This is a genomic window from Massilia sp. YIM B02769 (assembly GCF_030411995.1).
In the GTDB taxonomy this organism is placed as follows: Bacteria; Pseudomonadota; Gammaproteobacteria; order Burkholderiales; family Burkholderiaceae_D; genus Telluria.
On record NZ_JASNRC010000002.1, the window covers coordinates 250,526 to 264,493 of the forward strand.

At 68.9% G+C, this 13,968-nt stretch carries 11 protein-coding genes; 2 read left to right on the forward strand and 9 right to left on the reverse strand.

The window, feature by feature from the left end; all coding sequences use genetic code 11:
* The first annotated feature begins 19 nt into the window (after positions 1 to 19).
* Both QPK31_RS03890 and QPK31_RS03895 read left to right on the forward strand, forming a co-directional pair.
* The gene (locus QPK31_RS03890; RefSeq protein WP_290421635.1) at positions 20 to 1,087 is read left to right on the forward strand and encodes a M35 family metallo-endopeptidase; all 1,068 of its coding nucleotides are present in this window, start codon (positions 20 to 22) and stop codon (positions 1,085 to 1,087) included.
* Between the two features lie 236 nt (positions 1,088 to 1,323).
* Positions 1,324 to 2,430 (forward strand): M35 family metallo-endopeptidase, encoded by a 1,107-nt coding sequence (locus tag QPK31_RS03895; RefSeq protein ID WP_290421636.1) that lies wholly within the window; start codon positions 1,324 to 1,326, stop codon positions 2,428 to 2,430.
* A 53-nt stretch (positions 2,431 to 2,483) separates the two neighbouring features.
* Here the strand turns inward: QPK31_RS03895 and QPK31_RS03900 are convergent, their stop codons facing one another.
* From QPK31_RS03900 to QPK31_RS03940, 9 genes are all read right to left on the reverse strand, one after another.
* Positions 2,484 to 2,975, reverse strand: a complete 492-nt coding sequence (locus tag QPK31_RS03900) for a hypothetical protein (RefSeq protein ID WP_290421637.1) — start codon at positions 2,973 to 2,975, stop codon at positions 2,484 to 2,486.
* Between the two features lie 78 nt (positions 2,976 to 3,053).
* A complete protein-coding gene (locus QPK31_RS03905; RefSeq protein WP_290421638.1) occupies positions 3,054 to 3,926 on the reverse strand; it encodes a hypothetical protein in 873 nt (290 codons plus the stop codon).
* Between the two features lie 29 nt (positions 3,927 to 3,955).
* On the reverse strand, positions 3,956 to 4,594 hold the full coding sequence (locus QPK31_RS03910; RefSeq protein WP_290421639.1) for a hypothetical protein: 639 nt from the start codon (positions 4,592 to 4,594) through the stop codon (positions 3,956 to 3,958).
* A 5-nt stretch (positions 4,595 to 4,599) separates the two neighbouring features.
* On the reverse strand, positions 4,600 to 5,328 hold the full coding sequence (locus tag QPK31_RS03915; RefSeq protein WP_290421640.1) for a hypothetical protein: 729 nt from the start codon (positions 5,326 to 5,328) through the stop codon (positions 4,600 to 4,602).
* A gap of 28 nt (positions 5,329 to 5,356) precedes the next feature.
* The gene (locus QPK31_RS03920; protein WP_290421641.1) at positions 5,357 to 6,595 is read right to left on the reverse strand and encodes a hypothetical protein; all 1,239 of its coding nucleotides are present in this window, start codon (positions 6,593 to 6,595) and stop codon (positions 5,357 to 5,359) included.
* A 57-nt stretch (positions 6,596 to 6,652) separates the two neighbouring features.
* Positions 6,653 to 10,375, reverse strand: coding sequence for a tubulin-like doman-containing protein (locus tag QPK31_RS03925; protein ID WP_290421642.1), 3,723 nt, complete (start codon positions 10,373 to 10,375; stop codon positions 6,653 to 6,655).
* A gap of 57 nt (positions 10,376 to 10,432) precedes the next feature.
* Positions 10,433 to 10,876, reverse strand: a complete 444-nt coding sequence (locus tag QPK31_RS03930) for a hypothetical protein (protein WP_290421643.1) — start codon at positions 10,874 to 10,876, stop codon at positions 10,433 to 10,435.
* Between the two features lie 59 nt (positions 10,877 to 10,935).
* Positions 10,936 to 12,426, reverse strand: a complete 1,491-nt coding sequence (locus QPK31_RS03935; protein WP_290421644.1) for a hypothetical protein — start codon at positions 12,424 to 12,426, stop codon at positions 10,936 to 10,938.
* A complete protein-coding gene (locus tag QPK31_RS03940) occupies positions 12,423 to 13,898 on the reverse strand; it encodes a hypothetical protein (protein ID WP_290421645.1) in 1,476 nt (491 codons plus the stop codon). The genes QPK31_RS03935 and QPK31_RS03940 overlap by 4 nt, the downstream gene beginning before the upstream one ends.
* Between the last annotated feature and the right edge of the window lie 70 nt (positions 13,899 to 13,968).

Here is a 13,968-nt window from a genome sequence, read left to right on the forward strand (position 1 = left end):
TCTTTTGACGGAGGAATCCATGCGCCATCCTGCCCTGTTTTCTGCCCTGCCCGCCGCCTGCGCCCTGCTGCTGGCCGCTCTGCCCGCCCATGCCAATCCGAACATCGCCGTCACCGTCACGCCCGAGCAGAATGCCATCGGCAAGGGCGACGATGTCAACGTCACGGTCACGCTGACCAACACCGGATCGACGCCGCAGCGCCTGCTGAAATGGCGCACGCCCTTCGTGCCGCCCGAGCACGCGCTGTTCCACATCACGCGCGACGGCCAGCCGGTGCGCTACCTCGGCCGCCATGTGAAGCGGGCCGCGCCGCTTGATGCGGACTACATCGTGCTGGCGCCGGGCGAGGCGCGCAGCGCCCGGGTCGAACTGTCCAGCCTGTACGAGATGGGGATCACCGGCGCCTATTCGGTGCGCTACCTGACGAGTCACGCGGCGCCGAGCGCCAAGCTCGGCGCCGGTACCCAGCTCGTGGTCGGCGACCTCGCCTCGAATCCGGCCGCGATCTGGATCGAGGGCCGCCTGCCGCGCGGCGCCGCGCTGCCGCAGCTGTCCGCCACGCCAGCGGCGGGCGCCGGCCTTACCTTCAGTTCGTGCTCGAACGCCCAGCAGACGTCGATCGCCAACGCCTTTGCCGCCGGCACCGCGATGGCGGCCGACGGACTGGACTACCTCACCAGCCGTAAGCAGCAGGGCCAGCGCTACGTCAACTGGTTCGGCCCGCACGAGGCCACGCGCGTGGCGACGGTCACAAGCAATTTCACCGCCATCAAGGATGCCTTCGAGACCAGGCCTGTGAAGGTCGACTGCGGCTGCAACGAGCCCTACTTTGCCTATGTCTACCCGGCCCAGCCCTACAACATCTACGTGTGCCGGGCGTTCTGGACCGCGCCGCTGACCGGCACCGATTCGATGGGCGGCACCTTGCTGCACGAAATGAGCCACTTCAATGTGGTGGCGGGAACCGACGACCACGTGTACGGCCAGAGCGGCGCGGCCGACCTGGCGCGGACTTCGCCCGAGCGTGCGATCAACAATGCCGACTCGCACGAGTACTTCGGCGAGAACAATCCGACCTTGCCGTGATGTAAAGACGACCTAGCACGGCGGTCAGTGAAAAGCCACACTTTTGTTGCAATAATTGTTATTTGTTATTTTTTCGCAAAGAAAGGTGCGCACTATCCGATTTGAATTGCTAGCAGCTCATGAATTGATCAGTATGTATGTGAGTTTTCGTTAGATTGTGATCAAGCTTTCGGCGAAAACTCGTCAATAACAAGGCCGCTGTTGGGCCAACACAAACTTACATACGGAGAAGACACATGAGCAGGAACAGCATCTGGAAGGCAGTAGTCGGTATGGCAGCACTGGGCGTCGCCATGGGTGCCCAGGCAGGGTCGAACGGCGTGAAGGTCGCGGTCACGCCCGAGAAGAACATGCTTGGCGCGAGCGACAACGTGGTCGTGAATGTCACGATGACGAACACCTCGGATAGCCCGCAGTACGTGCTGAAGTGGCGCACGCCCTTCGCCGGCACGAGCGCGCCGCTGTTCGAGGTGCAGCGCGACGGCGCGGCGGTGCCCTACACCGGCGCCCTGGTCAAGCGCAAGGCGCCGACCCAGGCCGACTACTACCTGCTGAAACCGGGCGCCTCGCACACGGTGAAGGTGGAGCTGTCGTCGCTGTACGACATGAGCGTCAGCGGCGATTACTCGGTGCGCTACCGCGCCACTTCGCCGGACCTGTTCCTAGGTAACAAGGGCCGTCTCGGCGAAGTGACCGCGGCCGGCGGCCCTGCCGTCGCTGCCGACGTGCTGGAATCCGACGCCGCCTCGCTCTACATCGAAGGCCGCCTGCCGCGCGGCTCGGCCTCGCCGATCATGCAGGCCCTGAAACTGAACGGCGGCGAGGTGCAGGCGGCGGCCCTGAGCTTCAGCTCGTGCAGCGCCTCGCAGCAAAGCACGATCACCTCGGCGATCTCGGCGGCCAAGACCATGGCCAACAACTCGAACACCTACATGACGAATGGGGTGATGGGCACGCGCTACAAGAAATGGTTCGGCACCGTGACCTCGACGCGCCAGAACACGGTCAAGTCGCACTACGCCGCGATCAAGAACGCCTTCGACACCAAGAACGTGATCGTCGACTGCAACTGCAACGACAGCGCCTACGCCTACGTGTACCCGACCCAGCCTTACCGCATCTACGTCTGCAACGCCTTCTGGTCGGCGCCGCTGACGGGCACGGATTCGAAAGGCGGCACCCTGGTGCACGAGATGAGCCACTTCAATGCGGTTGCCGGCACCGACGACCACGTGTATGGCCAGAGCGGCGCGGCCAGCCTGGCGATCAGCAATCCGAACCTGGCGGTCGACAATGCCGACTCGCACGAGTACTTCTCGGAAAACACCCCGGCGCTGAATTGATCGGACGGCCGATGTGACGGAGCCGGCGCCACATGGGGCCGGCTTTTTATTTGCTATTTGCCGGTGTGGGCGAAGGTGGTCGGCTTGGCGGGGCTTTCCGCCAGCTGGTCCGGCTTGCTCACGTCGGCAAGGAAGGGGCCGGCGTAGCCGATGTTGTAGGTGTGCCGGCCCCCCTTGAAGGCGTAGGAGGGCGTGATGTCGATCGTGCTCTTCAGGGTCTTGCCGGGTTCGACGGCCTGGTAGTCGGCGGCCGTCAGGGCTGCCCGTTTCACCATCTTGCCCGTGTAGTCGAGCGGCCGGTTGTCGAAGGCGCGCACGTCGAAGCGGCGCCCCGTCAACTCCTTCCCTTCCGCGATCTCGCGCGGGATCCAGATCGTTTGCCTGCCGTAGTTGAACACCGTCAGGTGCACCAGCACGTGGCCATTGTTCGATTCGATATCGATGGTGTGCTTGACGTTCACTGGTGCGGCTCCGGCGGCGCCCGCGACGGCGGGGAGGATACTCGCTGCTACCAGGGCGGCGAGCAGGAAAGGTCTGCGTTGCATGTCAGCTCCGAATACTTGTGTCATGCATTGTGCGGGCGCGCAGCCGAAAAGCCAAGGGCATCTTGCCCCCGGCCGTTCTCAGTGTTCCGCGCGGGCCAGGCCCAGGGCGCGCTCTTTCTCGAGGATCAGTTCGCGGTCGCTGCGCAGCAGGCGTGCGCGCGCCAGCCATTTTTCCGCGCCCTGCATGTCCTTCGCGGCAGCGCTACCGTCGGCCAGGGCCAGGTAATGCGTCACGATCCGGCTCGAGAGCGCCTTGACTTCGGCGCCGCGATAGGCGCCTTCCGGATCGATCTGCTTGATCTGGTCAAGGCAGGCCTTGGCCGATTTTTCCGGCGGATCGGTGTATTGCGCCGCTTCCACATACTGCTGGGCACGGCGCAGCTGGTCGTCGATCTCGGCCTTGTCGGCATCGTTCAGGCGCACGCCCGCCGCCACCTGGTGGATGGCCGGCTCCGCCTGCGCGGCCGCTTGTGGCGCGGGCGCGTTGTCCTTGCGCATGAGCAGCGCGCCGAGCGCCAGCACCGCCACGCCGGCCGCCACCGCCGCCGGTACCAGCCATGCCGGCCTGTCGGTCGAGCGCGTGGCGCCGTTCGCCTTGCAGAAGGTGGCGACGTATTCCTCGGCCACGCGTGGATCGAGCCCGGCTTTCTTGCCCGGCGCCTTGGTCACGACCTTGCCCAGCGCATCGCGCTCTTCCTTCGGGTCGAGCTTCTTGTCGCGGTCGGTGAACTGGTGCAGCAGGCGGTCGAGTTCGGCAATCAGGAGGCGCTCGGACACCGCCGCGTGCGCTTCCAGCCCCTCGCGCAGGACCAGCTCGCAATCGCGCGTGGCGATGCCGCGCGCCGCGCTTTCTTCCTTGATGCGCTGCTCTTCCCCGCGGTCGAGATAGTAGTCATCGGCAACGGCTGCCGCGATCCGGTTCTGCAGCCACTCCTGGTCGTTTCCGTTCATGTGTTCGCTTTCCTTGTTATGTTAGTTATTCAGGGCACTTGCCATTTGAACAGGCCGACGCGTACGCGCACGCTGTTGATGCGGCAAAACTCGATCAGGTAGCGCTCGGCTTCCACGCTGTCCAGGCCGCGCGCATAGCCCGGGCGCGGGGTGCAGATGCTTTGCAGGGCGTCCTGCCTTTCCTTCTTGTCGAGCTTGCGGTCGTCGTGGGTAAAGGCATGCAGCAAGCCGTCGAGCTCGGCGAGCAGCTGCTTTTCGTTGACGGCGTGGTGCTGCTCCAGCCACATCGCCAGCAAGGTCTCGGCACGCGCGCGCGGAATATTCCACTGCCGTCCCGCATACGCAACCAGGGCCTGAAACTGGCCGGCGCTGCAATACGCGTCGCCAAGCTCGGCGGCCAGGTGCGCCTCGAAGGCGCGCGCGGCGTCGGTGTCGGCGCCGGGATGCATGGCGGCGGCCGGCACCGGCTGCGCGCTGGCGCCCGCTGCCGATAATGCCGGCGTGCCGGTGGCGACCGTGACGGCGGGCGCCTGGGCGCTGGCTTCGGCGGCCTCGGCCGCTTCGGCGCGGCGCGTCTGCGCGCTGCCGCAGAACGGGCAAAAGGCGAGCGCCAGCCGCGGCAGCGCTACTTCGCACTCCGCGTTGTCGCAGCGGATGGTCCTGGCCATGCCGCTCAGCGCATCGCGACCAGGCGGCCCTCGACGCCATTCCAGACCAGCTGGGTGCGCAGGTCGCGGCTGGCGGCCAGGCGGCCGTTGACGTACAGGTTGGTCTTCAGGCCATACATGCCCTGGGACACACCCTGCGGCAGGGTCAGTTCGAACGAGTTCTCGAAGCGGCCGCTGCTGCGATTCGTGCTGGCGACGGCTTTCGAGCCCTGCTTGAACGGCGCCCCGCTCGGATCGAGCACGACGATTTCCTCGCGCACTTCCTCGACCCGGCGCGTGCTGCCGTTGACCAGCTCGACGGTCGAGCTGACCACGAAGGGCTGGCCGCGCTTGACCACCGCACTGTTCAGGACCGGGGTGTAGGCCACCACTTCCGGCTCGCGCGGCATGCGGCCGCGGGCGCGCAGGTATTCCTGGTCGGCCTGGGCCGCGCTCTTGGTCTGGCGCGAGCGCGCATTGATGGCGACGCAGCCGGCCGCGCCGGTCACGCCGCCCAGGGCCGCACCGCGCACGGCGCCGCGCTTGCCGTCGACCAGGGCGCCCAGCAGGGCGCCAACGGCGGCGCCGGCCAGCGCGCTGCCGCCGACGCTGCACGGGTCGTCATTGGCGTTGGCGCTGTTCGCCGGGGCGTTGCCCGCATACTGCTGGTTCGGCTGGCCCGGCTGGGTGGCGCAGCCGGCGGCCAGCATGGCGATCAGTGCGCCGGCAACGAGTCGGTTGATTTGCTTCTTCATGCACATGCTCCTTCAGTCGTCCGCTGGCTTATCGGATCGTGGTTTCGTTTTGCAGGACCTGGCGTTCGCGCTCGCGCACGGTTTGCGCCAGCGCGTCGGCCTGCTTGTTGTTCGGATCGACACGGCGCGCGCTGTCGATATAGGTACGGGCCGCGTCGAACTGGCCGCGCGCCAGCGCGCGCTCGGCGTCGCGCAGGAAGCCCTGCGCCATCTGCGCTTCCATCTGGGCCTGCATCTGCGCCGCCTGCACATGCACGGACGGCGCCGACGGCATCGCCGGCTGGGCCGGCGCCGGCACGGCGCTGCGCGCACGCGGCGCGCTTGCCGGCGCCGGCGCGGGTTCGTCGGGCAGGTCCGGGGCTGCGGGCAGCTCGACCGCACTGGCGCGCTCGCCCAGGCGCTGGACCTCGGCGCGCAGGCGTGCGAGGTCCGGATGCGAGCGGTCGGCCTGCTCCAGGCGGTCGATGGCCTGGCTGGCGCCGGCGCCGTCTTCCTGGCCGAGCAGCTGGCCGGCGCGTTCGCTTGCTTCGCTGGCCGTCCTGGACTGGCGCGCCAGGCGTGATTTCAGCGGCTTGACGCCGGCGCCGGCCGCGCAGTCGCGGTCGAGGCCATCGAGCCCCTTGCGCGCGGCGGCCAGGTCGTTCTCGTCGAGGCGCTCGCCGATGCCGGCCAGCTGCGTGTCGCAGGCGGCGGCAGCGTGTGCCTCCTTCGATACGGCCTCGATGCGGGCGCCGAGATCGCGCGCTTCGGCGCTGTCGGTGCCACAGGCGGCGCCGGCACGCTCGAGCTGCGTGCGCGCAGCCGCTTCGTCGCCCCCGGCCAGCGCACGCTTGCCCGCTTCGTAGACCTGGGCGCAGGCGGCCGCCTCGGTCTGCGCCGGCTTGCGCATGAACATCGCGGCCGCCAGGCACAGCAGCACGACGGCGATGATCAGGGCCTTGCGGTTCTTCGGCGGCTGCTCCTCCTCCCTGATTGCCGGCGTGGCCGGTGCAAACGGCGCGGCTTCAACGCTTGCCGCCGGCGCGGCAGGCGTTGGCGCAGCCGGTTCCGCAACCGGTTCCGGCGCCGGCACCGGGATGGGAACCGGCGTTGGCGCAGGAGCAGGAGCCGGCGCGGGTTGCGGCGGCGCAGGAGCAGGAGCCGGCGCGGGTTGCGCCGGAGCCGGTGCGGGCGCCGGTGCGGGCGCCGGCGTCCTGTCCGGCGCCGGCGCGGCTTCGCCTGCCCCGCCGGGGCGAAGATCCTCGCCGCAGTACGGGCAGAAATGCACCGTACTGAACAGGGAGGCTCGGCAAGTGACGCAGTTGTCCAAGACGTTTCCCCGTGATCAGGCCAGTGGCGGCGGCATCGACGGCGCGGCCGGCGCCAGCAGCGGCGCCAGTTCGGCCAGCTGGGTCAGCTCGACCCAGCCCGGCAGGCCCTGGCGCCAGACCTTGGTGCCGGCGGCGGCGATCTGCGCGCTCTGCAGCATCTGGCCGAGCTGCTGCATGCCGTAGGGGCCATACTGCTGGCCGTTGACGCCGATGTGGTACTGGTGCTCGACCAACGGCGGCGGCATCAGGCCCGGGGCCGGGGCCAGCGGCGGAACGCCGGTCGTCGCGGCCAGGGTCGGCTGGACCCAGGCCGGCTGCACCTGCGCCTGCACCTGCGGCACCACGATCGGAGCGGCGGCGCCGGCCAGGGCGTCGAGGCGGCCCGCTTCCAGCATCGCCGGCTGCACCACCATCTTCAGGCGCGGCTTGCCGTCGGCGCCAGGCTCGCGCACTTCCCACTCGTAGGCGTCGGCATCGGATTCCGGCACCGCGGTGGTCCAGTCCGCCAGGCTGTCGAGCAGGCGGTCGCCCATGCGGGCGATGTCCTCGGCGCTGACGCCCTTGCGCCTGGCGCGGTCGCCCAGGTCCAGCTTGGCTTCCGCGGCGATCGCGCTGGCGAAGCCCTGGCGCGGCAGTTCGGTGCCGCTGGCGGTGGCCACCAGCTTCGGCGCGTAGACTTCCTTCTCGTAGTAGCCGCACAGCGCGCCGAGCGCCGCGATCTGCACGCCGTCCAGGTTCGCCAGCGCGTCCTGCACACGCGCCACGATGGCGTCGCGGTAGGCCTGCGGCAGGCCGTTCTGGCGGATCGCGCGCTCGTTGCCGATGCGGCGGATGTCGCCGCGCGCCACCGTGAACTGGTACTGGCCGTTCGGCACCAGGCGCTGCGGCGAGCGCGTCAGCACGCCGAGCATGACCGCCAGCAGGAAGCTCTTGAAGTCGTCCGCCAGGCGGTTGATCTCCTCGGTGCTCGGCGCCATCGGGTGGCTGAACTGGGTCGAATCGATGTGGGTGTGGGTCGGGCTGCGCTCTTCTTCCTTGCGGTAGCTGGTGCGCCAGCCGTCCATCCCGCGCAGCACCGTCATCGGCACGCCCGACAGCTCGCAATAGCAGACCGCGCGGCCCGGGATGCCGGTCTCGACGATCTTCAGCTGGGCCGGGGTGATGCCGGCATGGGCCGGCACCGCCTTGTCGAGCTCGTGGCCGAAGCGGCGCGCGAATTCGTCGGCGTTGGCGACGCCGACGAAGCACTTGAACTGGTCGCCCTTGACCGCGAAGTCGCCCATGTGGGCGTCGATCCAGGGCATGGCGCAGGCCAGCAGCTTGCGGAAGCGCTCCTGGCGCTCGGTCGAACTCATCTGCTCGAGGGCCTCGGCCAGCGGGTCGGCATCGGCGCCGTCGTCGCCCGCCGCCACCAGCAGCAGCTGGCGCTCGGCCATGCGCTTGACCTTGGCGAGGATCTCGCGGCGCGAGTCGGCTTCCGACAGCATCGGGAACAGGGTCTTCGAGCCGCCGATGTCCTTGAAGGCTTCGTCGGCCCAGTCGCGCAGTTGCAGCGCGTTCGGCAGCGCCACCTGCTGGTCGGCCACCGGCACCGTGATCAGGGTCGCGTAGTCCTTGCCGAGTTCGGTCTGCAGGATGGCGTTCAGCTGCTGCAGCTCGCCCAGCATGGCCAGCACGCCTTCGCGGCCTTCCTGGAATTCGCCGACCAGGCCGTTCCAGGTCGCACGCCCCTGGGCGTCGACGCCGGTCTTGCGGCCCAGCCACTGCGAGATCTCGCCCATCAGCAGCGCGGCCTCGTCGGCCGCCTTGGCGCGCAGGTGGAACTTGAGCGCGTTCGCCATCTCAATGCGCAGGTGGTCCAGCACCAGCGCGGCCTGCTTCTCGCCGCTGCCGAAGAAGCCGCCCTTGGTCTGCTCGAGGTTGTTCAGCAGGCGTTCGAATTCGCGGGTACGCACCGCTTCCTTGATCTCGCGGTAGCGCTCGGCGTTCACGCCCAGCGCGGCGACGATGCCGGCGCCGGCCGCTTCCAGGCGGTCCTTGATCTGCTCGACCAGCGACAGCACGTATTCCAGGCCGCCGTGTTCCTTGTTGTCGAGGTAGGCGTAAAGCTGCTCGCGCACCGTGGCCTTGATGGTTTCGAATTCCTCGCGGCGGCGCTTCGAGACGCGGTCCTCGGTGGTGTCGGCGGTCGAGTCCTGGTCGCGCACGGCGTCGCGCTCGAGTTCGCGCATCGCCTCGCGCACCTGGGCCGGCCATTCGCGGCGGTCGAAGCCGCTGCGGATGGCGTCGACGCGGTTGTTGACGCGCTGCTCGATGCCGGCCACCAGCAGGCCGTGGCGGTCCTGCAGCAGGTTGTCGACCACCAGGTAGTCGTTGAATTCGCCGCTGCTACGCTTGAGTTCGATGTTCTTGTCCGAGAACACCGGGAAGTCGCCGAAAGGCAGCGCGCGCAGGCCCATGTGGGTGGCCATGAAGTCGTCGCGGTGCTTGTCGGTGGCGCGGTTGGCGCCGACGTCCGAGCTGCCGACGCCGAAGAAGGCCTTCAGCATGGCGCCGGCCCAGTGGTGGGCGCGGGCGTCGCGCCGCGCTTCCTGGCGCGTGTCGAGCAGCGACTGGCCAAAGGCCGAGAAGCGCTTCGAATAGGTCAGGCGCATGTCGGCGAAGCGGTGCTTCGGCACCAGGGCGTCGTGCGGGAAGTTCTTGTGCTGGGCCTGGTTCACGGCCACCGAGCGCTTGTTGCGCGCGAAGTCGCCGGAGGCGAAGTCCTCGAACAGGGTATCGGCCACCATGTGGTAGATGTCCTTGATGTCCTTGGTATTCTGCTGGGCCAGGTTGCCCGAGTCGACCAGGTAGACCTCGCTGTAGGGCTCGCGCGGCAGCTCGTGGCGGTCGTAGGCGTCCCAGCGGCCGACATAGCCGGTGTTGCCCTTCATCGCCGATTCGAGTTCCATCAGCGCGGCGTAGCCGTTGGCTTCGGTGCGGTCCTTGTTGGCGCCGGCATAGCCGGTCGGCAGGAACAGCATCAGTTCGACGTCGGCCTGGGTCACCTCGGTGCGCGCCAGCGCGCGCGCCAGCAGGCCCATGTCGAGGAAGGCGCCGGAGCCGGTGCCGCCGGCCACCGAGCCGACCACCACCACGCGGAAGCGCCCGGTTTCCATGCGCAGGCCCAGCTGCGACAGCTGGCGCTCGTGCGACAGGCCGGCCTTCAGCACCTTCAGCTTCTGGCGGATCTTGTCGCGCACCTTCGGGTACTTGTCGAAGAAGTACAGGCGCGAGACGGCGCGGATCTGGCCCGCGCCCTTGCTCGGATCGATGCCCAGCTCGCGGATGCGCTTCGGCGTCAGCGGCAGCCATTCCTTCACGTGCGGGTATTTTTCCAGCGCGTCCTCGTCGCGGCTGTAGCGCTCCATGTCGAAGGACTCGACCACCTTCTCCTCGTCGGTGAACTTGACCTGGTCGAACTGCAGGTCGTCGGCCTGCGAGCGGCCGCTGTCGATGATGGCGCCGCTGTCGAGGTCGAACTGGATGAACTGGGCGACCGGGAAGTCGGCCAGGCTGTCCACCCGCACGCGGTTGTTGGCGCTGCCCCAGAGGGTGTTCAGGATGCGGCGGCGCACCCGCATCAGCACTTCCATGCCGGTACCGCCGATACCGATGAACAGGGTGGGACGCAGGTCGATCACGGTTTCCTGCTTGCGCTCGGCGGCGCCCAGGGACTGGTTGAGATTGTCGGACATGGTGGTTTCCTCTTGCTGTGCGGGCTGGTGCGTGCTTGTTTGCTGCTTATCTGCGGCTTATTTGCGGCTGGCGGTGAAGGTCAGCACCAGCGAAGCCAGGGCCACCACCGCGATCGGGCCGACGATGACCGGCGCCATGAAGCGCGAGGCGTTCACGCCGGCCAGCACGACGCCGGTGGCGGCGCTGGCCAGGAAGGTGAACAGCCACCAGGCCGAGGCATTCGCCTTGTTCGGCGGGAGCTTCTTCGCCACCAGGCCGTTGGCATAGGCGTTCTTGGCCAGGAAGAAGACGATGAACAGCACCAGCAGGATGGCGCCGCCGATCAGCAGGTCGCGCGAGCCGGTGTTCTCGGCCGCCAGGGCGGCGGCCGGCTGGGTCTCGAAGCCGGTGGCGGCCGTGCCGGCCTCCGGTGTGGACACCGCGTCGGGGGCGGCCGGCGCTGCCGGAGCGGATGGATCGGGCAGGCTGAAGCCGGCGTTGTCTTTGTTTTCCTGTGCCATGTTGGTCTCTTTCAGTGGAATGAAGGGCTGTTGTTGTCGTATGGGGGTGAAGCGAAAAATCAGCCGAGCGCGATCGTGTGGCCGTCCTCGACCTTCAGCACCGCCGGGCGGCCCAGGCCGCGCTTGACGATGCCGGCCGGGTTGCCGTCGGCGTCGAGCAGCGCCAGTTGCTGGAAGGGCTTGAGCAGGACCTGGCGCGCCACGCCGTCGACCTTGACCGGATAGCGCGTGCTGCGGCGCGACACCAGGCCCAGGGCCAGCAGGCCGCCCAGCAGCGCCAGCACGGCGCCGACGATGACGAACACCGGCAGCAGCGGATACTGCACGCGCACCAGCAGCGGCACCCGGGCCGTCGAGGCGCGCACCGTCTCGGGCGGCGTGAAGACTTCGGAAATCGGGTCGCCCGGGAACAGTTCGCGCAGCTCGTCGGCGAAGCTGTCGGCCAGCACCAGGCGCTGGCCGGCCAGGCCGATCTCGGCGCGCATCGGCAGCAGCACCTGCTTGCCCATCGCGGCGATCGCCTGGGCCGACCAGGCCGACGGAATCTGCTCGACCGGCAGGTCGAAGCGCACCCGCACCGCCTGGCTGGCGGCCGGCTGCAGGCCGGACACGGTGGCCGGGCTGACCTCGAGCGCCGTGCGCCGGCCGCCCGCGCCGAGCGCCGCCTTCACTTCGGCACGCTCGATCACGTAGGGATAGAACAGATTCTGCAGCGAGGCATCGAGGGTGATGCGCGGCACCAGCGCCGCCGCGTCGACGTCGAGCACGACGGTGCGGCCGTCGGCGCCGAGGCTGGTCTTCACCGCGCCGCTGTTGCCGACCGCGCGCGGGACGATGCGCACGGCGTCGGCATCCACCGGTTTCAGGCGCGCCGGCGCGCGTGTCAGCACTTGCTTCAGGCGGCCTTCGGCCAGGATGCGGTCGAGCGCGTCGGCGGCCGGCTGGCCATAGGCCAGCGCGTACACCATCAGGCCGCGCGCCTGGTAGCGCTTGCCCTGCACCGGCATCTTCAGCGGGAACACCACGGTCTTGCGGATCGAGGGCTCGAGGTGCAGCAGGCGGTAGAAGTCGCGGTTGCGCTCGGCCGTCTGCTGGTCGTTGTTCGGGCTGTTCTTGTTGTTGGTGAAGATCCAGACGATGCCGGGACGCGACTGGAACGGGCCGGTGATGGTGCGCGTCACCGCTTCCTGGAAGTCGGTGTCGGCCAGGGCCGCGCCCTCGCCCTTGCGCGCCAGCCCGAGCGTGGCCAGGCGCGCATTCACGCCGGCGCCAGCGCCCGCGCCGCCCTGGTTTTCGCCCAGCAGCAGCGGCGACTGGTTCTTGCCGTTGCTCTGGCTAAAGGCCAGTGTGAACACCTTTTCCGAGGGCCGGCTGGCGGCCTGGGCCACCGCGCCGACCAGCGGCTTGAGCCGGGACGCGGGGTCGACATAGAAGGGTTCCATCCAGCCCGAGTTCTGGACCAGGAAGGCGTGCTGGATGTCGGCGGCGCGCGCGGCGGAGCCCGCGCACAGGGCCGCCACGGCGGCCAGCGCTACGATGAATGGCTTCATGCGAGGTCCCAGCCGGCGATCGATTTCAGCAGCGGGTGGTAGGCCCACAAACGCCCGCCATGCCGGAACAGGCGCAGGCGCCAGGGCTGGGCCACGGCGATGGTGTGGAAGCCGGTGGTCGCGCTGGCGTCGTCGACCACCAGCTCGGCGCGCAGCTTCTCGTTCGAGGCCAGCAGGGTCTCGAGCGCTTCGTGGCTTTCGATTCTCAAGCCGATCGCGCTCTTCGTGGCCGGCGACTCGACCAGGGGAACGATCACTTCGCTCGGCGTGCTGTCGTCGCCCTGCTCCGGATCGTTCCAGGGTTCGTCGGTGAAGCGGGTAGAAAAACGGTAGGTGTAGCTGCCCGAGCACAGGCGCGGCGAGGACGCGGGCGCCTGCTCGACGCCGTCGGTGCCCAGCTTCAGGTAGGTGTACTGCTGGCTGGCGTTGTCGAAGCAGATCTGCCACAGGGCGCCGTCGAGCGCCAGGTAGGGGCTGCCGAACTGGAATTGCGGCGCGATGCCGGCCGGCCAGGGAAGGAAGGCGGCGAGCACCTCGCCGCTGACCTGCTTGTGCAGGCGCAGCTGGCCGCCGGCGCAAGGCCAGAAGGCGACCCGGCCCTGGGACACCGGCGCGCTGATCTCGCCCGGCTCGATGCCGGCGGGCAGCGCCAGACGCAGGGCGGCGCCGCCGGCCGGATCGACGCCGATGAAGACCAGCTTGCCGGCCTCGCGGCACGGGGCCCAGACGCGGCCGTCGAAGCCGACCGGGGCGCCCACCGCCGGGCCGTCGCCGGCATAGTCCACCTCGTAGACCAGGGCGGCGATGTCGGGCGTGACGCAGGCCAGGCCGCGCTCGGTCGGCAGGTAGAGGCGGCTGTGGAAACCATGCGCCAGCTCGGCGCGCCAGGCGCCGCGCGGCAAGGCCGTTTCGCTCAGCAGCAGCGGCTTGCCGTTTTCCAGCTCGACCCATTCGTCGACGCCGGCTACCCAGCCGAACAGGGTGCCCTTGCGCGGATCGAGCGCCAGCAGGACCGCATCGAGGCTGCCGAAGGAAGCGGAAAAGAATTCGTAGTCGCCGGGCGGCGGCAGGGGCAGCGCGGCATCCGGCTCGGCCTCGGGATCGTGGCGGCGTGCGCGCGCCAGCGCCAGCGGACGCGCGCTCTGGCGCAGGCCGGCCAGGACGCGGCCGCTTTGGCCGGTGTGCGGCGCGGCGCCATGCGGGGCGACCCAGGCCTCGTCCTTGTCGGCCGGCCGGGCGCCGCGCAGCTGTTCGCCGCTGAGCGGGCTGAACCTGAATTCGGGAGGAAAATGCAGCGACCCGTCGCGCGGCAAGGCGCTGGCCTGCATCAGCGCGCCGAGGACCTCGCGCGACAGGCGCGACGACACCGGATAACCCAGCGCGGTGCGTTTCAGCTCGAGGCCGGGCCGGTCCATGTCGAGTTCCCAGACACCGGAAGACAGCGACCACTCACCCGCAGTTTTCAATTCCATCTTTGCACTCTATTACGTCGAGAAAACCCGCTATACCAGCCTGGACTCAACAGCACAGGCGGAATCGTCA